We start from the raw sequence: 25797 nt of genomic DNA on the forward strand, positions 1-25797 counted from the left end.
AAATGATTTTTAAAGGTTAAAGAATATATGTTCGCTTAATTGTCGATATTTGAAAATGAATATGTTAAAATACAACTAACTAGATTGGCAAGAAGGGACGAAAAAGCATGACGGAAACTTTCGAATTACAATCGACCTATAAACCAAGCGGTGATCAACCAAGTGCTATTCAGGAACTTGTTAAAGGTGTTAGGGAGGGGAAGCGCCACCAAACGTTATTAGGTGCAACAGGTACAGGAAAAACATTTACAATTTCAAATGTAATTAAGGAAATAAATAAGCCTACACTTGTAATGGCACATAATAAAACATTAGCAGGTCAGTTATATAGTGAATTTAAGGAATTTTTCCCGAATAATGCAGTGGAATATTTTGTTAGTTATTATGATTACTATCAACCAGAAGCGTATGTACCGCAAACTGATACGTATATCGAAAAGGATTCAAGTATTAACGATGAAATTGATAAGCTGCGACATTCAGCAACATCTGCGCTATTTGAACGTAATGATGTCATTATTATCGCTTCTGTATCTTGTATTTATGGCTTAGGTTCACCTGAGGAATATCGAGAAATGGTTGTTTCTATTCGAACAGGAATGGAAATAGAACGCAATGAGCTGCTTCGTCGCCTTGTTGATGTGCAATATGAGCGCAACGATATCAATTTTATTCGTGGAACTTTTCGTGTGCGTGGAGATGTAGTCGAAATTTTTCCAGCATCCCGTGATGAGCATTGTATTCGTGTGGAGTTTTTTGGAGATGAAATTGATCGTATTCGAGAAGTTGATGCATTGACTGGTGAAATTTTAGCAGAGCGTGAGCATGTAGCGATTTTCCCAGCATCTCACTTCGTTACACGTGAAGAAAAAATGCTTAAAGCAATAAAAAATATTGAGATTGAGCTTGATGAACAGTTAACGAAATTCCGCGCTGAGGATAAATTGTTAGAGGCACAGCGTCTAGAACAACGTACAAATTATGATTTAGAAATGATGAAGGAAATGGGCTTTTGTTCTGGTATTGAGAACTATTCACGCCATCTAACATTGCGTGAATCTGGTGCAACGCCATATACATTGATAGATTATTTCCCAGAAGATTTTTTACTCGTTGTTGATGAAAGCCACGTAACATTGCCACAGGTGCGTGGAATGTATAATGGTGACCAAGCGAGGAAATCGGTCTTGGTAGAGCATGGTTTCCGTTTACCATCAGCCTTGGACAATCGACCTCTGAAGTTTGACGAATTTGATTCAAAAATTAGTCAGGCAATTTATGTTTCAGCGACGCCAGGTCCGTATGAGCTAGAGCATACACCAGAAATGGTTGAGCAAATTATTCGTCCGACAGGTTTGCTCGACCCACTAATTGATGTGCGTCCGATTGAAGGGCAAATTGATGATTTAATTGACGAAATTCACCAGCGTATTGAACGCAATGAGCGAGTGCTTGTAACGACATTGACGAAAAAAATGTCGGAGGATTTAACTTCTTATTTGAAGGAAGCTGGTTTGAAGGTAGAGTATTTGCATTCTGAAATTAAGACGCTAGAGCGCATCGAAATTATTCGTGAGCTACGCAAGGGAACATATGACGTGTTGGTAGGTATTAACTTATTACGAGAAGGGCTTGATATTCCTGAAGTATCGCTTGTTGCTATTTTAGATGCTGATAAAGAGGGCTTCCTCCGCTCCGAGCGTTCATTGATTCAAACGATTGGGCGTGCTGCACGTAATGCAAATGGGCACGTTATAATGTACGCAGATAAAATAACAGACTCGATGCAAAAAGCTCTTGACGAAACAAGTCGCCGCCGCTCGATTCAAATGGATTATAATGAGAAACATGGCATTACACCGAAGACGATTATCAAAAAAATTCCTGATGTTATCCGTGCAACTCAAGTAGCGGAGGAAGAAGAAACATACGTAACGAAAGTGACAAAAGGGAAAAAATTAACGAAGGCTGAAATTGATAAATTGATTACATCACTGGAAACAGAGATGAAGGAAGCATCGAAAGCGCTTGATTTTGAACGAGCAGCAGAGCTTCGAGATACAATCTTTGAATTAAAGGCAGAAAGGTGATTCCACTTGAAAAATACAGAAATCGTTGTACAAGGTGCCCGTGCACATAATTTAAAAAACATTGATGTGACAATTCCACGCGATCAGCTAGTTGTATTGACAGGACTATCTGGTTCAGGAAAATCTTCATTAGCATTTGATACAATTTATGCTGAAGGTCAGCGTCGCTATGTTGAATCCTTGTCTGCCTATGCTCGTCAATTTTTAGGGCAAATGGATAAGCCAGATGTTGATACAATCGAGGGCTTATCGCCGGCTATTTCAATTGATCAAAAAACTACGAGCCGTAATCCGCGTTCTACTGTCGGAACGGTAACGGAAATTTATGATTATTTGCGACTATTATTTGCGCGTATTGGTAAGCCTATTTGTCCAACGCATGGTACCCCAATTACATCACAAACTGTTGAGCAAATGGTGGACCGTTTAATGGAATATCCTGAACGCACGAAAATGCAGCTACTTGCACCAATGATTGAAGGGCGTAAAGGAACGCATGTAAAGCTATTAGAGGACTTGAAAAAGCAGGGCTATGTGCGTGTACGCATTGATGGAGAGCTACGTGATTTAGACGATAACATTGAGTTAGATAAAAATAAAAAGCATACGATTGAAGTGGTCGTTGACCGTGTTGTTATGAAGGAGGGCATTGCTGCACGCTTAAGCGATTCATTAGAAGCGGCATTGCGTTTGGCAGAAGGGCGCGTACTTGTAGATGTAATGGAGCATGAGGAACTGCTATTCAGCGAACATCATGCCTGTCCGCAATGTGGCTTTTCTATCGGGGAGCTAGAGCCACGTATGTTCTCGTTTAATAGCCCGTTCGGTGCATGTACATCTTGTGATGGGTTAGGCATGAAGCGCGAGGTTGACTTAGATTTAGTCGTACCAAATTGGGATAAAACGTTACTTGAGCACGCGATTGCACCGTGGGAGCCAACAAGTTCGCAATACTATCCGCAATTATTAAAAGCAGTATGTGATCATTATGGTATTCCAATGGATGTGCCGATTAAAGATATACCGAAAGCACAAATGGACAAGGTGCTAAAAGGTTCTGGTAAAGAAAAAATTCAATTTAACTATGAAAATGAATTTGGTCATAAGCGTAGCCAATTAGTCGAGTTTGAAGGTGTATTGAATAATGTAGAGCGCCGTTTCCGTGATACCTCTTCTGACTATGTGCGTGAGCAGATGGAAAAGTACATGGCGGAGCAGCCATGTCCTGCTTGTAAAGGTTATCGCTTGAAGCCAGAAACGCTAGCGGTGAAGTTAAACGAAAAACATATTGGTGAAGTAACAAAGTTTTCTATTTCAGAAGCAAATGCTTTCTTTGATGGTTTGAAATTGTCAGATAAGGACCTGAAAATCGCTCGCTTAATTTTACGTGAAATTCATGAGCGATTAGGCTTTTTAGTGAATGTTGGTCTTGATTATTTAACATTATCACGTGCGGCGGGTACTTTATCTGGTGGTGAGGCACAGCGCATTCGCTTAGCAACACAAATTGGCTCTCGTTTAACAGGTGTGCTTTATATTTTGGACGAGCCTTCGATTGGCCTACATCAGCGGGACAATGACCGTTTAATTACAACGTTGCAAAGTATGAGAGATTTGGGAAATACGCTAATTGTTGTAGAGCATGATGAAGATACAATGTTAGCAGCAGATTATATTATTGATGTTGGACCAGGAGCTGGTGTGCATGGTGGTCAAATTGTTGCACAAGGGACACCAGCAGAAGTTATGGATAACGAATCTTCATTGACAGGGCAGTACTTAAGTGGAAGGAAATTTATTCCGCTTCCTGTAGAACGCCGTAAGCCAGATGGTCGCAAGCTCGTTATTAAAGGTGCGACGGAGAATAATTTAAAGAAAGTGAACGTCGATATTCCACTTGGTGTGTTTATCGCTGTAACAGGCGTGTCAGGCTCTGGTAAATCAACGCTTATCAATGAGATATTATATAAATCACTTGCTGCTAAATTGAACCGTTCAAAGGTAAAGCCTGGTGCACATAAATCAGTGGATGGCATCGAGCAGCTAGAAAAGGTAATTGATATTGACCAGTCACCAATTGGGCGCACACCACGTTCAAACCCTGCGACATATACAGGTGTTTTTGATGATATACGTGATGTTTTTGCAGTAACAAATGAGGCGAAGGTACGTGGCTATAAAAAAGGGCGCTTTAGCTTTAACGTAAAAGGAGGTCGCTGTGAGGCTTGCCGTGGTGATGGCATTATTAAAATTGAAATGCACTTCTTGCCAGATGTATACGTGCCTTGTGAGGTATGTCATGGTAAGCGCTACAATCGCGAAACGCTAGAAGTGAAGTATAAAGATAAAAATATTGCGGAAGTGCTTGAGATGACAATTGAGGATGCGGTAGTCTTTTTCGAGAACATTCCAAAGATTCATCGCAAGCTACAAACGATTGTCGATGTCGGTTTAGGCTATATGAAACTTGGTCAGCCTGCAACTACCTTATCTGGCGGTGAAGCACAGCGCGTGAAGCTAGCATCAGAACTGCATCGACGTTCAACAGGTAAGTCATTTTATATTTTAGATGAGCCAACGACAGGCTTACATGCAGACGATATAGCTCGTTTACTAGTTGTGTTACAACGACTTGTTGATAATGGTGATACAGTGCTAGTTATTGAGCATAATTTAGATGTTATTAAAACGGCGGATTATATGATTGACTTAGGGCCAGAAGGTGGCGACAAAGGCGGTACAATTGTTGCAACGGGTACACCAGAGGAAATTTGTGCTCATGAAGCCAGCCATACAGGGCACTATTTAAAGCCAATTATAGAGCGCGATCGTAAACGTATGACACAGCAAATTGAGGCACTAACTAAATCATAAAGTACGCAAATTTAAGCGATTTTGAAAAATTGTTTAAATTTGCGGTATCCTAATGGCGAAAATATACTAGTACATTATTTGACTTCTACTTGCAGAAGTCTTTCATCTCTATAGGTAATAAGATTAATGTGTTTACTATGCCTAGTTCAGCGAGTATCCAAACAACGGCAAGCTTCAAATCGAATCCAGACGCAATTACGCCTTGACGTAATTGATTAAAAAAATTGAAACCTTTTTCCTCCCTTGTCGTATTACTTAGTATACAAACCAAAGGGAGGCTTTTTAATATGCAAAACGAACGTCAACGTATTTTAAAATTAGTTGAAAGCGGAACAATTTCAGCAGAAGAGGCCATTGTATTATTAGAAGCATTAGGGAAAGGTGAACCTGTACAAGCGACAACACCAATTGCACCTAAAGTAGAGGAACAACAAACTACAAACGACGACTTTAGTAAAGTTGAAGAAACAGAAAAGCGTAAATCAACAGGTTTTGAAGACCTATTTAATAAAGCATTCAATGATAAAGAAGCAAATCACAAAATGAATGAATTTATGAATGATTTAAAAGAAGATTTATCCCAATTTAGCAATCGTATGATGGGTCTAATGAATGGAGCCTTTTCAAAGGTAAAGGAATTCGATTTTGAATTTCCGTTTGGCGAAAAAGTAGAATTTAATAAAACATATGTATATGATGCAGATGAAATAAAAGGTTTCGAAGTGGATTTACCAAGTGGTAAATTGACGATTGAAAAAGCAACAGATAATAAAGTACTTGTAGAAGCAAACGTAAAAGTAACGAAATCAGATAATAATGAAGAGCAAACTATTGCTAAGTTTACAAATGACTTTATTACATTGCATGATGGCAAGCTGACGATTGCAACAGCAGCAAAAATGTCTTCAGTTGATTTGCGTATACATGTGCCAGAGAAACATTATGATATTTTAATCGTTCGTTTGTTAAATGGTAGCGTTACTGCTAGTGATATTCAATCTACTTTATTAAAATTGAAAACGTACAATGGAGCAATTCGCATTGAAAATGTGGAATTCCAACGTGCAGATTTAAATTCTGGCAATGGCATGATTGAAGCTCGTTTAGTAAAGGGTGAAGATTTAGAGGCTGAGTCAGTAAATGGTCGCATTTATATCGACGGTGATATTCAAGAAATTGAAGCTGAATCTGTCAGCGGAGCTGTTACATTAACAACAAGCTCTGACAAAGCCCGTAAATTGAAAGGCTCTGCTGTAGCTGGTACAGTTGAGTTATATGTGCCAAAACACTTAGCGTTAGATGGACGAGTTACGACAAACTTCGGGAAAACAGATGTTGGGTTACCAGATGTAGCTGTTAGCACAAGCGAAGATCAATTTTTACTGAAAACAGCACATTTTAGCAAAGTAGTTGAAGGAGCGCCAGTTTTAAAATTAGTAGGCGAAACGCGCACAGGTTCAGTTATCGTCCGCTACCATAGTAATTAAAAAAAGTTAAACTCTTGGGTTGTCCGAAAAGCAGGCTGACGTGCCGCTTTTCGGGCAACCTTTTACTATTGGATTGAAATGTTAACAAATGTAAGCATTTTTTAAAATGAATCACTAGAGCTAATCCTTACTTTAAATCAAAGGCGATTTCGATTTTCTGGACACTTTATTAGCTTAAAACACAATTAAATTAGAGCAAGCTGCGAGCAATTTACACTAAAAATTTTAATTTTAAACAATAAGAGTAAGACAGTTGATATTAATTTTAAAGCTAAATTGAAATATTTTGTAATATTAATCACAAATATTTAACATGGACTATCGCTATATAAGTGGTGAAGGCCTGTTTGACCAAATGTTTTTATTAGCTACGGCTTTTGCCGTGTGAAATTCAATCTATATTGACATGAAAATGTAATAACAAGAAGCCTAGACAATGTTATAATGAGGAAGAGTGAAAAAATTGTCAACTTGTGACATGACGAAATTTAGGTGGTAAAAAATGATTCAAATGAACAACGTTATAAAAAAATATCCAAATGGTGTAGTAGCTACTAATGGTATCACTATTGATATAAGACAAGGTGAATTCGTTTATGTTGTTGGTCCAAGTGGTGCAGGTAAGTCTACATTTATAAAGTTAATGTATCGTGAAGAAAAAGCAACTTCTGGTGATGTAATAGTAAATGGCATAAATTTAACGACTTTAAAGCAAAGCCGCATCCCGAAAATGCGTAGACAGCTAGGGATTGTCTTTCAAGACTTTAAGCTATTGCCGCGGTTAACAGTGTATGAAAATGTAGCGTTTGCGATGGAAGTTATTGAAGAACAACCGAAAAAAATTCGACAGCGCGTACTAGAAGTCTTAGAGCTCGTTGGCTTAAAGCATAAAGTGCGTATGTTACCTAGTGAGTTATCTGGTGGTGAGCAGCAGCGTGTAGCAATTGCTCGCTCTATTGTTAACATGCCGAAAGTAGTTATTGCAGATGAGCCTACAGGAAATTTAGACCCTGAAACGTCATGGGAGATTATGAATATTTTTGAAGAGATTAATGCGCGTGGTACAACGATTGTAATGGCGACACATAATCGGGAAATTGTTAATACGATTCGCCGACGTGTTATTGCGATTGAAGGCGGCATGATTGCCCGTGATGAGTACGGAGGTGATTATGGCTATGAAGGGTAGAACAATTCGCCGACATTTCCGTGAAAGCTTCAAATCCTTAGGGCGTAATGGTTGGATGACATTTGCTTCAGTTAGTGCGGTAACTGTAACATTGCTACTTGTTGGTGTTTTTGCCGTTATAATGATGAACTTAAATAAAGTAGCAACGGATCTAGAAAATGATGTGGAAATACGTGTATATATTGATCTTATCGCAGATGCAGAAGAAGCGAAGATGGCAGAAGATCAGCTTGTGGATGAAATTCATAGCTTACCTGAAGTAGCTGAAGTTATTTACTCTTCAAAAGAGCAAGAGTTGGATAAGCTTATAAAAGATTTTGGAGAAGAGCTAAGCTTATATGAGCAAAATAACCCATTGCATAATGTTTTATATGTAAAGGCTGTCGATCCACACGAAACGGCAAATGTAGCCAAAGCAATTGATAAGTTCGACAATACATATGAAGTGAAGTATGGTGAAGGAAAAGTAGAGAAACTATTCAACTTTATTAAAATTAGTAGAAATGTAGGTTTAGTATTAATTTTAGGACTACTTTTCACAGCAATGTTTTTAATTTCAAATACGATTCGCATTACAATTGTTGCACGAAGAGATGAGATTGAAATTATGAAGCTTGTTGGTGCGACGAATTCATTTGTGCGTATTCCATTTGTTTTAGAAGGTATGTGGCTTGGTATTTTAGGCTCAATCATTCCGATGGTTGCTGTATCAGTTGCATATTACAATATTTATCAAATTTTATTGCCACGTTTAAAAGGACAAATGCTACAAATTCTGCCTAATACTCCTTTACTTTATCAAGTAAATGGCTTAATTATCACAATTGGTATTCTGATTGGCGTATGGGGCAGCTTTATGTCTGTGCGTAAATTTTTAAAGGTTTAAATTTGGCTTAGGAGAGTAAGAGTTGAATTTTGTCTGAGAACATTGTGTAACGATTGTTGTATTGTCCATAAAGCCTTGAGCAAGTTCAGAAAAAATCTGGACAAGCGTTAGCTGAGGCATAATTGATGAATTTAATTTTGAAGGGAGTTTATCGTGTTGAAGTCAACGTCATTTAAATGGCTATCAGTCATTTTAGTGTTATTGCTTATCGTACAAATGCCAGCAGTTTCAGCAAATACGTTGAATGACTTAAAAGGCAAAAAAAATGAAGTAGAAAAGCAGAAAACGGATATAACAAACTCCATTAATGAAACAAAATCTGAAATTAAATCTAACGAAAATAGACAGCAGGAAATACTAGCGCAAATTGAAGCGCTTGACCAAAAAATTGTGCAAACGAATGATGAAATTGATGCAGTTGTAGCAGATATTAAAGTAGCGAATCAGGAAATTGCAGAGCTTGAGGCAGCGATTGCAGAACTTGAACAAAAAATTGCACAGCGTGATGAATTGTTGCGTGAACGCATGCGCGCAATTCAGGCTAATGGTGCTGTCTCTTATTTGGACGTGCTACTTGGAGCAAATAGCTTTGTCGATTTTATTGACCGTTTTTCTGCTGTTAGTACATTAATGGAAGCAGATCGACAAATTATGCGCGATCAAAAGCGAGATATTGATAGTTTAGAAGAACAAAAGCTTATTTTAGAAAATAAAAAGAAGAAATTAGAAGAAAATCAAGCTCAACTTGAACGCTTGCGAGCTTCTTTAGATACTCAGAAAAAGGATAAAAATAAATTAATTGATGAACTTGAGCGAGAGCAAGAGAAGCTGAAAAAAGAAAAACGTTTATTAGAAGCAGAGTATTCAGAGGCCCTGCAAGTAAGTGAGGACTTACAGAAGCAAATTATCGCAGAACAAAATCGCCTTGCTGAAATTGCTCGTCAGCAAGAATTACAACGTCGACGTGAAATGGCAAATAATAATATTCCAGTTGTATCATCGGGAACTTGGACAAAGCCTACAAATGGTCGTTTAACATCTGGCTATGGCTGGCGTAATATTGGTTTTGGTACAGAATTCCACTATGGTGTTGATTTAGCAAATGCATCCGGAACACCAGTTGTTGCGGCGACAGATGGCGTTGTTTCGTATGCTGGTCCACTGTCTACATACGGCAACGTTGTTATTTTAACACACTCTATTGATGGGCAGATTTTTACAACGGTGTATGCACATTTAAGTGGGTTTAACGTGGGTGTAGGTGAGACGGTAAGTAAAGGTCAAAGAATTGCTTCGATGGGCAGTACAGGTCGTTCCACAGGACCACATCTGCATTTCGAAATCCATATTGGACCTTGGCGAGGACAAAGCGTAGGCTCAGTAAACCCTTTACGCTATATTCCACTATGATTTAATTGAAGAGCATAGGACGAGAAAAGGGGCTGCCGAGGAAGTTTTATCTTTCTCGACAGCCCTATCTTAATTTTGGAAATCGCAGGTATAAAAGAGAAGTCGCAAATATATTAAAAACCACTGATAAATTATTAAAAAGCGCTTAACCAACAAAATAGATTTTATATCATTGCAGAAGTTCAGTGTTTTCAAACTTTTAAAAAATGTAAGTACTTCTCTAAATGGACAGTGCTTCGAAAAATCATCTGGACCAAAGTAAGATGAGGCGTAATTGACAAGGAGGGATTTGATGAAAAAAACTATAAGTTTGCTGCTTGTTTTTCTATTAATAACAATTGCTTTAGTGACTTATATAAAAAGGCAAATTGAAGATAATCAAAAGATTGCTGAGGCAGCAATTGGACAAGAAGTTGAACTAGTCGGCTTAGATAAAGGGCAATTTGCTCCTAATTTTACACTGCAAACACTTGATGGACAAACAGTGTCATTAGCAGACTATCGAGGAAAAAAAGTGATGATTAATTTTTGGGCAACTTGGTGTCCGCCCTGTAAAGTGGAAATGCCACACATGCAAAATTATTATAAAAAGCATGCAGCTATAGATAACGTTGAAATTTTAGCAATTAATTTAACATATCAGGATGGTTCACATAAGCAAATCCAGCAATTTGTCAAAGGACTTGATGTGCAATTTCCAGTTTTACTCGCTGAATCAAAAGATATTACAGAAACGTATAAAACTATGGCATATCCTACAACTTTTATGGTTGATTCAGAAGGTCGCATCCAATATCAAATTACAGGACCACTTGATTTAGAGATGCTACAACAATATGCATCGAAATTAAAATAAAACAATGGTACGTATCATTTCCTTCTAGTATTCATAATTTGTTTAGTAGGAGGTTAGTAGATGCGCAAAAGCCGAATTGTTTTATTATTTTGTGTCGTTGCTATTGTTGGGGGTAGTTTGTTTTTATGGAACAATGATTTTTTATTTGCTAAAAAGGCGCCGACAGAGGAGTTAGCGGTTGTTGATGAATTGTATACAATTATTTCGCAGCAATCTGTTTATGATACAGCGTCGAATGTCTTAGTTGAAGGGGCATTGCGCGGCATGGCGTCAGCAATTAAAGATCCGTATAGCACGTATTATAGCGGACAGGAGGCTGCGATACATAGACAGTCACTTGCAAGCGAACGAGTCGGTATCGGTGTCGAGCTAGCTGAAACGCATGGTAAATTTGTCATCGTTTCACCTGTTAAAGACTCCCCTGCTGAGAAAGCTGGTGTACGTCCGTTAGATGAGATTGTACAAATTGATGAGGAGCGCCTTGACGGTAAAACGATGGGAGATGTAATGCGTTTAATGCAAGGCAAGATTGGTCAAAAAGTGACACTAGTCTTATACAGACCACAAGCAGAGCGTCATATTAAGCTAACGATTGAAAGAGCAGCATTGAAAAATGAAACAGTGGAAGCTACTGTTATTGAACGTGCAGAGGAATCTTTTGGTTATTTATCACTTAGCATGTTTGGAGAAAAAACAGCAGAAGAGTGGAAAAATGCAATTGCTGAAGTAGCAAAGAAAAACGTTGAAGGCTGGATTATTGATGTGCGTGATAATCCTGGAGGTTATTTGCATAGTGTTGCTGAAATTATAAGTACGCTTGAAAATCGAGAGCGCATTTTTGCTTATATGCAAAACAATGTGGGAGCGCTAGAGCCCCTTGCAACAAAACCTGAGCAAATTGAAGCATTAACAAAGCCGATTGTCATTTTACAAAATGAAGGTAGTGCTTCGGCGAGTGAAGTATTTGCTGCTGCATTGCAAGCATGGGAACGTGCAACTATTATTGGCAATACTAGCTTTGGCAAGGGTACGGTTCAAAAATCTTGGGAGCTACAAAATGGTGGCGAAGTAAAGCTATCAACGAATAAGTGGTTAACGCCAACAAAAGAATGGATTCATGGTAAAGGAGTTTTACCAGATATAGAAGTAAAGCAACATCCACTCTTTGCACTGGAAATGATGCCGTTAATCGGTACTTTCAAACAGGGTGATTTTAGTGAAGAAATTGCTTACGTACAAAATGTATTAAATGAGCTTGGTTATTCAGTTGCACGGCAAGATGGTTTTTTTGATAAGGAAACAGCAGAAGTTGTGCAACAGTTCCGTAAACGACACAAACTGGTAGCAGGGGAAGAATTGAACGAAGACTTCTTCACAGCATTGCAAGAAGAGGCACTGTCTTATAAAGAAAAGCCAGAGCATGATTTACAGTTAGAAATGGCAATTAGCTTTTTATTACATGAACTAGATAGCCGTAAGTAAAAGCTGTAAGCAGTAGGACGTTTCTTTCCCTTACTGTCAGCTAAAGCATGACCTTTTACCCACTACAATTTAAGCTACGCAATACTATAGTGTTTTGCTACAATATAAACTAAGAATTCCGAAATTAAGAGATAAAGACCTCGGTGGAGTCACAGATTTTGAGAAGAGGCTTACACGACGTAGGTCAGTTAACCAATAGCATGTGTAGTGACCGCTTTAGGTATTCAACTCAAAAAAATATGGACTAGAGTTAGCCGAGGCGTGTTTGATAGAAATAGATGAAGCTTGGTAGGTGAAGTTGTGTATATAGATATCATTCTAGAAGTATTAATGGCATTTTTACGATTTTTTATGAATCCATTATTGTATATTGCTGCTTTTTTTGCAGTTTATCTTGGCTATCGTCGTGTTAAAAGAGAGCGTCGTTTTTTTAAAATCCGAATTTTGAATGGTTGGTCAGAGTTAACGAGCTTTTTGAAAATAAGGTGGATTGATAGCATTGTCATATCCATCATTATTTTGGCAGTTGGTTTAGTGATTCCGAGTGAATTTTTATTACTGTTAACAGCTATAAGCATATTAGCAACTATTGCTTTTATGTACCATTTATTATCACCGATTGTAACATTTGCAATCAGTTTTAGTGTACTTGCTGGAATGGCTTATTTCGATAAAACCTTTACTATGTTGGATTTTACTTTTGAAGGCTTTTCCTATGAGAATGGTGCTGCAATAACAGTTACTTTAATAGCTGGAATGCTATTAATACTAGAAGCCCGCTTTATTCGTATTGCAGGACCTAAATTTGCTTCACCAATAATGGAACAAACGAAGCGAGGCAGAAACGCTGTCACATATTTAAGTAAAAGTATTTGGGTAGTACCGTTATTTTTCATTGTCCCTGGTGAGGCAATTTCTACTTATTTACCATGGTGGCCACAATTTACTTTAGGTGCTGGGAAGTTTTCCTTTGTACTTTTCCCATTTGTTTTTGGATTCCAGCAAATGACAAAGCGAACATTACCCGTTTATTTCTATCCAAAATATAGCCGATCTATTTTTATTTTGGCACAGCTGGTATTGATTGGTGGATTGGCTTCGTATTTCATGCCGTTGATTGGTGTAATAACATTAATAAGTGCAGCTATTTTACGTTTACTGATTAGCCTTTATTATAAAATCAAGGAACGTACTGATGCCTATGCAGTTGCTCCTTTATCTAGCGGCGTAATTATTGCAGGAGTATTGCCAAATTCGCCAGCTGAAAAGATGGGTTTAGTTGCTGGTGAAGTAATCCGTAAAGTGAATGGAAAGGAAGTATTTACTGAGAGTGAATTATATGAGGCTCTACAAGTAAATGCTGCCCACTGTCGCTTAGAGATATTGAATCATCAAAATGAAGTTCGTTTAGCGCAACACGTTGTGCACAGTAATGATCATTATAAAATCGGTTTATTGCTAGTAAATTAAAAAGGGAGTGCTAGGAAAAGCGGATGTCTATCTGCTTTTGCAGCACTCTTTTTGCGTTTTTTAGCATTTTTTAGCATAGAAAATATAAAAGAAAAGTTGCTCATACAGTGAGGGACGATACATTTGGATTAAATTACATAAAAGTGAAAATTATTAAATACTGCGGCTAAAGTTGTTGTTCGCACGTGAAAACGTGGAATTCGCACGCAAGAATAGGAAGCTTGCTCAGTACAGCGAATTTGTGCAAGATATTGGTATCTATTATTAATCGCAACTTTACAGTATGTTTTACGTCTAAATTGTGTAAAATATTTATGATATATTTGAGAAAATGACGGCGGAAAATGATGAATAATGTTAAAAATTAAATGTTAGTTAATATGTTAAAATTAATATAATAAATAAGCTAGTAATGGTACTTTTTATCTTGATTCGGTGGGTATCAGAGATATCGAAAAGTATTTTCTATACTCGTTCAAAAAATCTAGATTAGAGTTAGCAAAGGCGTAATTGATATAGGAGTGATAACCAATGAAAGATTGGTTTACAATAGCGAATTTGGAAAATTTAATAGAGCAATACCATCTATTGGGTCCGATTTTTGGTGTTTTTTTGACTGCACTTGAAGCTTTTATTCCCATACTACCACTTGTAGTTATTGTTGTGGCGAATGTTAATGCATATGGGATTGTTATAGGGGTAGCTATTTCTTGGATTGGTGCTGTCGTTGGTGCTTACGGATTGTTTTTAGTATCAAGGAAATTTGGGAAGCATCCAAAATTGCAAAGATTTGTACTAAATAAACGTGTGCAAACCTTAATAAAATGGGTGGATATGAAAGGACTAGCCCCGATATTAGTACTGCTATGTTTCCCATTTTCGCCAGCAGTCATTATTAATATCGTGGCAGGGCTATCGAATATTCGAAAATATTACTACTTAATAGCGCTACTTATTGGTAAGTTTGTTATGATTGTTGTTACTGGTGGATTGGGCTACGATTTGCGCGCTATTTTAACCGATCCAATAAAACTAACACTGGTTATAATAGGAATTTTCCTATTGTGGATTATTGGAAAATGGGTTGAAAATAAATTAAATAAACGAGTGGAACGTGATTTACGAGCAGTCAGTAAGGAAAGCCATTCTTAAAAAAGTAGCAATAACAAATTGCTACTTTTTTTATCTTAAATTTATCGCCAAAGCATCATATACAAAAGACATTCTCCTTACAGGGAGAGATGCAGGACAACTACCAAAATATGGACTATAGTAAGACTAAAAGTAATTGTCTATGATGAAACATGCGTTCCGTTATATAATAGTAAAAAGAGGAGGGAGTAGATATGTCTTTACGCATTATTTCAGGGAGAGCTGGAACAGGGAAAACAACATTGCTTCAACGAGAAATTGTGCAGTATTTAAAGAATGACCCTTTCGGTACTCCACTATTTATCATTGTACCTGATCAAATGTCATTTAAAACAGAGCATGATTTAACGAACCGTTATGATATTAGTGGTATGGTACAGTCGCAAGTATTAACATTTAAACGTTTAGCATGGTTTATTTTGCAGCAAACAGGTGGTATTGCTCGCAATAAAATTGATAGCTTTGGCTACCGTATGTTAATTCGCCGTATTTTGCAGGATAATAAGGAGCAATTTTCAATATTTACACAAGCAGCTAGTAAGCAAGGATTTACACAGGAAATTGAACAATTATTGCGTGAGTTTAGTCAATATGATGTGACAAGCACGTCAATTGTTAATTTAATAAATGAGCTTGAAGCATATGGAGCCGCCCATACATTAATTGCAAAAATGAAGGATTTTCAAATTATTTTGCAGCAGTTAGAGGAAAGTATTGGTGAAAGCTATGTAGATGGGGAAGGATTTTATCCAATTTTAGTGGAGCAATTAAAAAACTTTGAAAAAATACAGCAGTCGGAGATATATATCGATGGCTTTACGGCTTTTACAAAAAGGGAGTTTGCAATTATTGAGCAATTATTATTACTTGCGAAACGTGTGACGATTGCGTTACCTTTTGATGATGTTCAAGATGCAGCAGATTCGCAAGCATTATTTCATCGTGCAGCATTTACATATGATAAGTTAATGGATTTTGCGACACAGCATCATATTGAAGTGGAAAACAGAGTGCATTTATCAGTAAATCATCGTACAACACAACTAGATTTATTGCATATTGAAAAGAATTTTCATGCCTCTGTGCCAGCAACACAATTAGCAAGTGGGGCCGTTCAAATTATTGAAGGTACAAATCGACGTGTAGAAATTCAAAGTATTGCACGGGAAATAATGCGTCTTGTTGCTGAGGAACAAATACGTTACAAAGATATTGGGATTATGTATCGTCAAGCAGATGTTTATGATCCGTTAATTGCAACAATTTTTAAGCAACACGAAATTCCATTTTTCACAAATGAAAAACGACCAATGCTACATCACCCATTTATCGAGTTTATGCGTTCTTCTCTAGAGGTTGTAATATCTAATTGGCAATATGAACCTGTTTTTCGTGCAGTTAAAACAGATTTATTTTTGCCATTACATGTAGAGGCAACAAAATATAGAGAGCAGCTAGATAAACTTGAAAATTTCGTAATAGCTAAAGGGATTATTGGCAAGCGTTGGCATGACGATGATGTTTGGCAGTATCGAAGATTTCGTGTATTAGAAAAAATCGGAAGTGTACAAACCGATAAAGAGCTTGAGATGCAAGAAATGTTACAGCGTGCGCGTGATATTGTACGAGAGCCATTGTTTATGTTAGAGAAAGCTTTAAAAAGGGCAAAAACGGGCTTAGAAATAGGGCGGGCTTTATATGATTATGCAGAGCGTTTACAGCTTTATGAAAAGTTACAAATAATGAAGGAGTATGAACTTGAAAATGCTGCGTTTGATTTTGCTAGCGAGCATGATCAAGTATGGAATGGTTGGGTTAATATACTTGAGCAGTTCGTCTTGATGTTTGGTGAGCAAGAAATAACATTACAGGAAACGGCGCAAATGCTTGATGAAGGCTATGATTCATTGCAATTTTCAAATATCCCACCTGCAATTGACGAGGTAACAGTTTCGACAGTGGAATACTCACGTTTTGATAATATGAAGGTAGTATTTATTATTGGTGTTAATGATGGTGTTTATCCAATGCGTATTGATAAAGAAGGATTGCTTACAGATGCAGATCGTACTTATTTTGAGCAGCTTGATTATGAATTGGCACCAAATGCGAAAAGTAAGCTACTACAGGAAGCATTTTTAATTTATCGAGCGCTTACTTCACCAACAGACAAGCTCTATATTACGTTTGCAAGTGCTGATGACGATGGTAAAAGCTTGCTACCATCGCTTTATATTAATCGTTTGCATAAATTATTTACCATAGAAGAAAAACGTACATTATTGCATACACGAGTTTTTGTAGATCCAATTGAAGAAATTGATGAAAATAAAATACTACCTTATTTACGTCATCCGAAAGTGTCGATTGCTTATTTAGCAATGCAATTAAAAGAAGCGGAACATACGAAGTCGCTTTCGGCAGAATGGCGCGCATTACGCGCATTTTATCGCCGTTATCCAGAGTGGGAGCGTATGCTACAGTTTGTGACAAAACCGTTGTATACGATTAATAAAGCAGAGCCATTACAGCCGACCATAACTGAAAAGTTATATGGCGAGGAATTACAGGCAAGTGTTTCACGAATAGAAAAATTTTATCGTTGCCCATACTCACACTTTGCTACTTATGGTTTGCGATTGGAGGAGCGCGCAGAATATCGTTTAGAAACGTTTGCAATGGGTGATTTATTTCATGAAGCATTGCGAACAATTTTAACGAGTGATGGTGTGCCGCCAGCAAGCTATAGAGAATGCCTACAAAAAGCGAGAGGGGCAGTGGAACCACTTGTCCATATATTCTCCTACCGCATTTTAGAAAGTAATTCGCGTTATTTATATATAAAAGAAAAGCTTATCCGCGTTGTAGCACGTACGTTATTTGCTTTAACAGAACATGCCAAGGTGGCAAAATTTAAACCAATCGTTCACGAAAAACCATTTGGTAAAGTGGATGATAAAACGACAAAAAAAGGAATAAAGCCACTACCAGCGCTAGAAATTTCACTAGAAAATAAACGTAAAATGTATTTGCGTGGACAAATCGACCGTATAGATGCTTACGATGAAAATGGCCAATTGCATTTACGAGTTGTTGATTATAAATCATCAAGTCGCGACTTAGATTTAAATGAAGTGTATCATGGGATTTCACTACAGCTATTGACGTATTTAGATGTAGCAGTGAAAAATGCAAAGGAGCTACTTGCGTTACCCGAAGGGCAGGAAATTTCTGTTACACCAGCAGGGGTATTATATGTGCATGTACATGATCCACTTATTCGCCTAGAGGAATATGTTGATGAGCAAATGCGTGAGTTACAACGTCTTGAAAAATACCGGATGCAAGGGCTTTTAACGAATGAAGTCCCAGTATTAGAGGCAATGGATGAAAACTTATTAGAACAAAAGAAATCACCAATTATTCCTGTAAGCATGACATCGAAAGGGGCAATTGGAGCATACTCCAAAACAGTGGACGTAGAAACGATACCGATTTTACAGGATTTTGTTATTGAGAAACATAAAGAGGCAGGAAACAAAATATTCACAGGGGCTACCGAGATTTATCCGTATAAATTAAAGAATCGAACAGCCTGTGATTATTGCGGATTCAAAGCAGTTTGTCAATTTGATCCATCAGATGGGCATCAGCAATATAATAATTTGCCAGTGAAAAAGGTGGATGAGCTGATTTCACGTGTCAGAAAGGAATGTGGTTATAGTGACATTAATGATACCGAAGAAGCCGATTGATGCGCAATGGACTGATGAGCAATGGAAGGCGATATGGGCGACAGGGCAGGATACGCTTGTATCTGCGGCGGCGGGATCTGGGAAAACCGCTGTTTTAATTGAGCGCCTTATCCAGAAAATTATCGCGAAGGATGAACCACTCGATGTAGATGAGCTACTTGTTGTAACATTTACCAATGCTTCAGCAGCAGAAATGCGTAGTCGCTTGGCCGCAGCATTGGAGAAAGAAATTGCTAAGGATCCACATAACAAATTTTTACGACGTCAATTGAGCTTAGTGAATAAAGCGCAAATTTCAACATTGCACTCGTTTTGTTTAGCGATTTGTCGACAATATGCGTACATGATTGATCTTGATCCTGGTTTTCGTATAGCGAGCCAGGATGAAGTGGCTTTATTACAGGATGACGTACTTTCTACCATACTAGAGCAGGCATATAGCGATGATGGAGATTTATCACAATTAGAAGTGTATGAGCTTGTTGATAGCTTTTCTTCAGATCGTCATGACCAAGAAATTGAAGTGTTGTTAGAGCAACTTTACAATATGTCACGCGTGCAGCCAGACCCGTATAAGTGGCTTGATACATTAGCGAAAGAATATGATATTGCAGAAGATACGACAATCGATGATCTAGTGTTTACACCGCAATTAAAAAATTCAATTTTAAATTCTTTGTACGCTGCTGAAAATAATTTAATAGCAATGCAGCGTTATGCTGAAGGGAATTTTGGCATAGGTGCATATAGCTCATTAGCAGTAGAGGAGCTTGCCTTCGTACAAGTAGCGATTGATAAGTTAAAAAATGGCACATGGCAAGATATACATGAGCATCTAGAAAAAGCACAATGGAGTAGGTTACCAACTTTAAAAAAATCAGACGAGCCAGACCCAATAATAAAGGATATTGCCAAAAATCATCGTGATGAGGCGAAGGATATTGTGAAAACAATAAAGGGGACGTTTTTTGTACGCAAGCCTCAATTTTTATTGAATGAAATAAGACAGATGAAGCCGATTATCGAAACGCTTGTGAAGCTTGTGAAAGTTTTTAGTGAGGCATTTAAAGCGGCTAAGCTAGAACGGGCATTAGTAGACTTTTCCGATTTAGAGCATTACGCCTTGGAAATATTGACTGTAAAAACGGAGACAGGCATTGAGCCATCAGCAGTGGCAAAGGATTTCCAACAACGCTTTAAGGAAGTACTCGTTGACGAATACCAAGATGTCAATTTATTACAAGAAACGATTTTACAGCTTGTGAAAAGTAATGATGAGGCAAATGGGAATCTATTTATGGTTGGCGATGTTAAGCAGTCGATATATCAATTTCGATTAGCAGAGCCACGTCTATTTTTACGTAAATATAAAGATTTTGCTGAAAATCCGATGAATACAGGTTTGAAAATTGATTTGAACGCTAATTTCCGCAGTCGTCAGGAGGTACTGGAGGCAACGAACTACATTTTTGAACGAGTGATGGATGAAACAGTTGGTGAGATAAACTATGACGAGCAAGCAGCATTAAAATTCCGCGCTCATTATAATGAGGCGAATATCCCTGTCGAATTCGTTGTACTTGATCAGTTTAGAGAGCAAGGTGAGCAGGAGCTTGAGCTTGATGAAGAATTAGAGGATTTAAAAACATCTCAACAAGAAGCTCGTTATATGATCAAAAAAATTCAGTATATGATTGACAGAGAAATGCCTATATTTAACCCAAAGGATGGCACGACAAGGCCAATTCGCTATAGCGATATTGTTATTTTAATGCGTTCAATGGCATGGTCTGCTGATTTTGCTGAGGAATTTAAAGCGGCTGGTATCCCGTTATATGCGGAATCGTCAAAAGGTTATTTCGATGCGCTAGAAGTAATGATTATGCTAAATGTTTTAAAGATTGTTGATAATCCGTATCAAGATATTCCGCTTGCTTCGGTACTGCGTGCACCATTTTTTGGTTTAACGGAAAATGAGCTAGCCGAGGTGCGTTTAGCTAAAGGCAATGTGCCATTTTTTGAGGCTTTGACAACTTTTATGGAGCAACCATCTAATGCAAAAATTGCAACAAAGCTTGAGTATTTTTTAGCGCTATTAGAAAAATGGCGCCAGTTAGCACGACGAGGCTCTCTTGCGGATTTAGTTTGGATAATTTATTTAGATACTAATTATTATGAGCTTGTAGGTACAATGGCGAATGGTAAGCAGCGCCAAGCAAATTTAAGAGCGTTACATGATCGCGCGCTTGCTTATGAAAAAACATCGTTTCGTGGTTTGTTTCGATTTTTAAGGTTTGTTGACCGCATGAAATCGCGAGGTGATGATTTAGGTATTGCAAAATCAATTGGGGAAAGCGATGATGTTGTTCGTTTAATGACTATTCACTCATCAAAAGGTTTAGAATTCCCTGTAGTTTTCGTAGCTGGTATGGCGAGATCCTTCAACCAACAAGATTTTAAAGGCTCGTATTTATTTGATCAAGATTTTGGCCTTGCAGTAAAGGCTATTAATACAGAAGAACGCACAATGTTTACATCTTTGCCTTATTTAGCTACAAAGGAAAAGAAAATTGCGAAACTTAAAGCAGAAGAAATGCGTATTTTATATGTAGCGATGACACGTGCAAAAGAGCATTTAATTTTGCTAGGTACAGTGAAAAATTGGCAAAAGAAACTTGAGAAATGGGAAGCACTTCAAGACCTACCGCAAAAAAAGTTGCTGCCAAATTATTTGCGGGCTAGTGCTAATTCATTTTTCGATTGGATGGCTCCAGCACTTGTTAGTCACCCGGATTTTTTAACACGTGCTGTACAAGATGAGGCACTAGGAGGTAGTGAAGCTACAGGGCTAAAACCTTCGTTATGGTCAGTCAAAATATTGTCAGCAGAGCTGTTCCAAAGCCCAGAGGAACAGGAAACATTAGTGCAATTATTAGCTGATGAGGAGGTAGATGAACAACTAGTAGAACAGTTTACAGAACGCTTCACAACAACTTATCTGCATTTACAAGCAACAACGAAAAAATCAAAAACATCTGTTTCTGAAATTAAACGCTTTGAAGCACTACAACAAGAAGAGGATATCATGTATAATCCACAGGCAATAAAACAAGCATCACTGGCAAAGCGCCCAAGCTTTATTCAAGCCAAAGCCTTAACCGCAGCAGAAATAGGAACGGTGATTCACTCAATTATGCAACATGTGCCACAGCAGGGCTTTGCAACACTCGATGAGGCAAATGAGTTTGTAGTTGGCTTGGTTGAGCGAGAACTATTAACTAAAGATGAGGCAGCTATTGTAAATATGGAGAAAGTATTGGAATTTTTTAGGTCACCTATTGGTATCCGCTTTAAAAATGCAACGAAACTTCTCCGGGAAGTGCCTTTTACAATTAGTAGAATAGATTCTGAGGGTGATAGTCAAATCGTTCAAGGGGTGATTGATTGCTTGTTTGAGGAAAATGGGCAATGGATACTATTAGATTATAAAACAGATAAAGTTCGACCTCCATTTGATGTAGAGCCAGCTTTAACGGAAGAGATGACAAAACGTTATCAATTGCAGCTACAAATTTATAGTGAAGCTATTGAGATGACCTATATCATAAAGATTAAAGAAAAAATACTTTACCTTTATGACATTGGTAAAGCGATTGCGTTGGAGTAGCTTACAGATTTTATCCCGTATTAACGGGCTGTACTTTTGCGACGAGTAATCGCAGGAGCAGATATTTTTTGCGACGAGTAATCGCAGGAGCAGATATTTTTTGCGACGAGTAATCGCAGGAGCAGATATTTTTTGCGACGAGTAATCGCAGGAGCACCAGTCCCCTGCTTTAAAATATCAGATAAAATCGAGATGTTTATGTGGGGAATCAAACAGCTTGTCAAAAAGAGGCCAACATGATGCTGGTCACACAAGCGTTTCCTCAGGATGAGGAGTGATTAGCTTGTGTTCCTCTGTACTAATCAGTGGGGCATGCTCTGTCAGCTAGCCCCACTTATGAAATTATTTTAAAAATGAATAAGGAGTCGTGATTGTGAAATTTCAACCTACATTAATGCATGAACGAGTGCATACAATTGATGTCTTGCGAGGTATGAGCTTACTTGGTATTTTATTAGTCAATATGTTTGGCTTTTATTTGCCGCAGCCACATATCGATATAGCTTATTGGTTTACCGAAGCAAGGGATATAATGTGGCAGCAAACGCTAGATATTTACGTACAAAGCAGCTTTTATCCATTGTTCTCAATGCTATTTGGTTATGGATTAGCGATGCAATATTTGAAATCGCAAAAAACGGGTATTAATTTTTACAAATTTGCACCGAAGCGTTTGCTAATTTTATTAGCGATTGGTTTACTTCATGCCTTCCTGATATGGTGGGGCGATATTTTAGTAATGTATGCATTTTGTGGTTTCTTTTTAATTGTATTAATGCGCTTAAAAAGCCCATGGTTAATGACAATTGCGGTAGTATTAAACTGTTTAATGCACGCCTTTATGTTATTTGTATTTGCGATTTTGGGCGTACTAAATCTGGAAATGGAGCAAATGCCAGTTGATATTGTGATGGTTCAAAATGCTATTACAGCTTATGGCACGGGGACATGGATGGATGCATTTATACAGCGTCTAGCCGACTTGTCAGTGCAAATGCAGGTAGGTATGTGGATTATGTCACTGTTTACTATTTTACCGTATATGTTAATCGGTGCTGCTGCTGCAAAATGGCGTTTAATCGAACGGGCGAAAGAGCTTAAATTGATGTGGATTATTTTCGCTGTAATCGGTATAGGCTTAGGATTATTTATAAAAAGTGCACCCTATATGTTTACACGCACTTATTTATTAGATTATGTAAAAGTATATGCTGGCGGACCAATTTTAGCAGTTGGCTATATGGCTGCTATTATTGTCATTTGTTTATTGCCTTTTGCAGTGAAAGTGCTATCACCACTAGCTAAGCTGGGTCGTATGTCTATGACGATGTATATAATGCAATCTGTTGTCGCAACTTTTATTTTCTATAACTTCGGGCTTGGTCTGTATGGGAAAATGACTGTGCAGATGGGGACATATATAGCGCTAGGTATTTTTGTTGTGCAGCTTATAGTTGCGGAGCTATGGTTGTCGAAGTTTTCACAAGGACCACTTGAAGCGGGCATTAAAAGATTGACTTACGGTAAAAAATTATCAGAAAAGTAAGGCTTTTTGTCGCATAATGATGTATGATGTATAAAATGAAACTTCCAACAGTAGATATTTCTTTCCTACTGATAGTTAGTTTTCATTAAACGGGCATTTACAGGCTGTTCGATTTTTTAATAAGAAGAAAGGGCAACCTGCTAATGCGGATAAAAAGAAGGAGTGCTGACACGATTATGAAACTATTATCATTTAAATTAGACGGACAAGTAAAATTTGGACCGAAAGTAAAAAAAGAAGAAGCGGTTTGGGATGTATTAGCAATCCAAGAAGCACTACAAGTTTTTCCTTCTTTTCCGTCAACGATTATTGAAGGTATTGCATTAGGCTTTGATTTTGTAGAAAAAACAAGAAAATTAGTAGATGCCGCGCAAAAAAGTGAGGGTGCGGAACAATTTAAACATACATTTAACGAAATCGAATGGTTAGCACCAATTCCACGTACACCGAAAAATATTTTATGTGTAGGTAAAAATTATGATGACCATGCGAAAGAAATGGGAGCAGACGGGGCACCAGAGGATATTATTGTATTTACTAAATCACCAACGGCTATTGCTGCGGACGAAACAACATTACCTATTCATGCTGATAAAACTTCAATGCTAGATTATGAGGGAGAACTAGCTGTTGTAATTGGAAAACGTGGCAAAGATATTCCTAAAGGAATGGCTTATGATTATGTATTTGGTTATACAATTGCAAACGATCTTACAGCACGTGACTTACAAGAGAAGCACAAGCAATTTTTCTTAGGGAAAAGCTTAGATGGAACTTGCCCACTAGGTCCTTACTTAGTATCAAAGGATGAAATTCCTGATCCACAAGTATTGTCAATTGTAACGAAAGTAAACGGCGAGCTGCGTCAAAATAGCTCAACAAAAAATATGATGTTTGAAGTAGCAGATTTAATTTCTATCATATCGAAGTACGTTACATTAGAGCCAGGGGATATTATTTTAACTGGCACGCCAGCAGGAGTTGGAAAAGGCATGAATCCACCAACATTTTTAAAAGCAGGCGATGAAGTAAAAATTTCTATTGAAGGAATTGGAACGTTAGCGAATCGTTTTGCATAGTAGAGTTTTTTAGACTAGGTTAATTCCATTAATACTATTGTTTTCAAGTGAAAAACATTGGTTAAAAGTACGTATGGCTGTCAAGAAATGCAGGTGACAATCTGTATTTTCTGACAGCCTTATATATTCATATTCATTGAAACAACTTACCTCACATGATAGGATATGTCATGAAGAGAAAAAATGAGGTGGGATACGATGAGCTTTTTAACTAGCACGACGCATCTTCATATTACGACATGGGTACTTGCACTTGTATTGTTTTTCGTTGCAGCATTAGCAAGTAAACCAAACAAAGTTGTACATATGATACTGCGTGTAATGTACATTTTAATTATCATTTCTGGTGGTGCGCTGTTTATGGAATGGCGTGGAAAACTTGACGATGCCGGTATGAACTATGATATGAAAGTATTATTTGGCATACTTGTTATCGGCTTTATGGAAATGATTTTAGTGCGTAAGAAAAAAAACAAGCCAACAACAATGTTTTGGGTATTGTTCGCAATCGTGTTATTAGTAACGCTTTATTTAGGATTATCAACTGGAATTGGTAGTAATTTTTAATTAAAAAAGGTTGTCCTCAAAGCGGCGCGCTAGCCTGCTTTAGGGACAACTTTTGCTGTTTTATTGGAGTTTTCCCATTTAAAAAACATGAAAGTATTCTTTAAAAAGTTGAAAGCACCCATTTTACAACATTTCCCGAATGAGTAAAAAAGGGTTTTTGGTTGTGTAAAAGGTCATTTGTATTTTCTGAACCTTTTTTGTTCACTTGTTTGTCGTATTTAGCATTTAATTTACATTATTGTAATAGAAAAAAGGGCGACCGACGTTCGAAAGTTTGGTAAAATGAC

General features: G+C 37.6%; 15 protein-coding genes. All 15 read left to right on the top strand.

Translation table 11 applies throughout. From position 1 onward, the window contains the following. The first annotated feature begins 107 nt into the window (after positions 1-107). The 15 genes from uvrB (at position 108) to TY13_RS02410 (ending at position 25510) form a co-directional block, all read left to right on the top strand. A complete protein-coding gene (gene uvrB / locus TY13_RS02340; RefSeq protein ID WP_042471176.1) occupies positions 108-2090 on the top strand; it encodes an excinuclease ABC subunit UvrB in 1983 nt (660 codons plus the stop codon). Positions 2091-2096: 6 nt separating this feature from the next. After that, positions 2097-4964 (top strand): excinuclease ABC subunit UvrA, encoded by a 2868-nt coding sequence (uvrA, locus tag TY13_RS02345; protein ID WP_042471179.1) that lies wholly within the window; start codon positions 2097-2099, stop codon positions 4962-4964. Positions 4965-5251: 287 nt separating this feature from the next. Then, the gene (locus TY13_RS02350) at positions 5252-6451 is read left to right on the top strand and encodes an SHOCT-like domain-containing protein (RefSeq protein WP_042471182.1); all 1200 of its coding nucleotides are present in this window, start codon (positions 5252-5254) and stop codon (positions 6449-6451) included. 502 nt (positions 6452-6953) lie between these two features. Next, positions 6954-7640 carry a cell division ATP-binding protein FtsE gene (ftsE, locus tag TY13_RS02355; protein ID WP_042471184.1) on the top strand — a complete coding sequence of 229 codons (687 nt, stop codon included), beginning with the start codon at positions 6954-6956 and terminating at the stop codon, positions 7638-7640. Continuing rightward, positions 7630-8526 carry a permease-like cell division protein FtsX gene (gene ftsX, locus TY13_RS02360; RefSeq protein ID WP_042472351.1) on the top strand — a complete coding sequence of 299 codons (897 nt, stop codon included), beginning with the start codon at positions 7630-7632 and terminating at the stop codon, positions 8524-8526. Before ftsE ends, ftsX begins: the two co-directional genes overlap by 11 nt. A 156-nt stretch (positions 8527-8682) precedes the next feature. Then, positions 8683-9936: a murein hydrolase activator EnvC family protein gene (locus TY13_RS02365; protein ID WP_042472352.1), complete on the top strand. Its 1254-nt coding sequence runs from the start codon at positions 8683-8685 to the stop codon at positions 9934-9936. Positions 9937-10228: 292 nt separating this feature from the next. Further along, positions 10229-10792 (top strand): TlpA disulfide reductase family protein, encoded by a 564-nt coding sequence (locus tag TY13_RS02370; protein ID WP_042471187.1) that lies wholly within the window; start codon positions 10229-10231, stop codon positions 10790-10792. A gap of 60 nt (positions 10793-10852) precedes the next feature. Beyond that, positions 10853-12274 (top strand): S41 family peptidase, encoded by a 1422-nt coding sequence (locus TY13_RS02375; protein WP_042471190.1) that lies wholly within the window; start codon positions 10853-10855, stop codon positions 12272-12274. A gap of 300 nt (positions 12275-12574) precedes the next feature. Then, the gene (locus TY13_RS02380; RefSeq protein ID WP_154661520.1) at positions 12575-13744 is read left to right on the top strand and encodes a PDZ domain-containing protein; all 1170 of its coding nucleotides are present in this window, start codon (positions 12575-12577) and stop codon (positions 13742-13744) included. Positions 13745-14275: 531 nt separating this feature from the next. Beyond that, positions 14276-14896, top strand: coding sequence for a TVP38/TMEM64 family protein (locus TY13_RS02385; RefSeq protein WP_042471197.1), 621 nt, complete (start codon positions 14276-14278; stop codon positions 14894-14896). A 194-nt stretch (positions 14897-15090) separates the two neighbouring features. Further along, complete coding sequence (gene addB / locus TY13_RS02390; RefSeq protein WP_042471198.1) at positions 15091-18651, top strand: helicase-exonuclease AddAB subunit AddB; 3561 nt, start codon at positions 15091-15093, stop codon at positions 18649-18651. After that, positions 18620-22318 carry a helicase-exonuclease AddAB subunit AddA gene (addA, locus tag TY13_RS02395; RefSeq protein ID WP_195891645.1) on the top strand — a complete coding sequence of 1233 codons (3699 nt, stop codon included), beginning with the start codon at positions 18620-18622 and terminating at the stop codon, positions 22316-22318. Before addB ends, addA begins: the two co-directional genes overlap by 32 nt. A gap of 373 nt (positions 22319-22691) precedes the next feature. Continuing rightward, on the top strand, positions 22692-23864 hold the full coding sequence (locus tag TY13_RS02400) for a DUF418 domain-containing protein (protein WP_042471201.1): 1173 nt from the start codon (positions 22692-22694) through the stop codon (positions 23862-23864). 176 nt (positions 23865-24040) lie between these two features. Continuing rightward, entirely contained in the window at positions 24041-24943 is a 903-nt protein-coding gene (locus tag TY13_RS02405) for a fumarylacetoacetate hydrolase family protein (RefSeq protein WP_042471203.1), read from the top strand. A gap of 198 nt (positions 24944-25141) precedes the next feature. After that, positions 25142-25510, top strand: a complete 369-nt coding sequence (locus tag TY13_RS02410) for a YisL family protein (RefSeq protein WP_042471206.1) — start codon at positions 25142-25144, stop codon at positions 25508-25510. Positions 25511-25797: the final 287 nt, after the last annotated feature.

Source organism: Bacillus ndiopicus (assembly GCF_000612805.1).
In the GTDB taxonomy this organism is placed as follows: Bacteria; Bacillota; Bacilli; order Bacillales_A; family Planococcaceae; genus Metasolibacillus; species Metasolibacillus ndiopicus.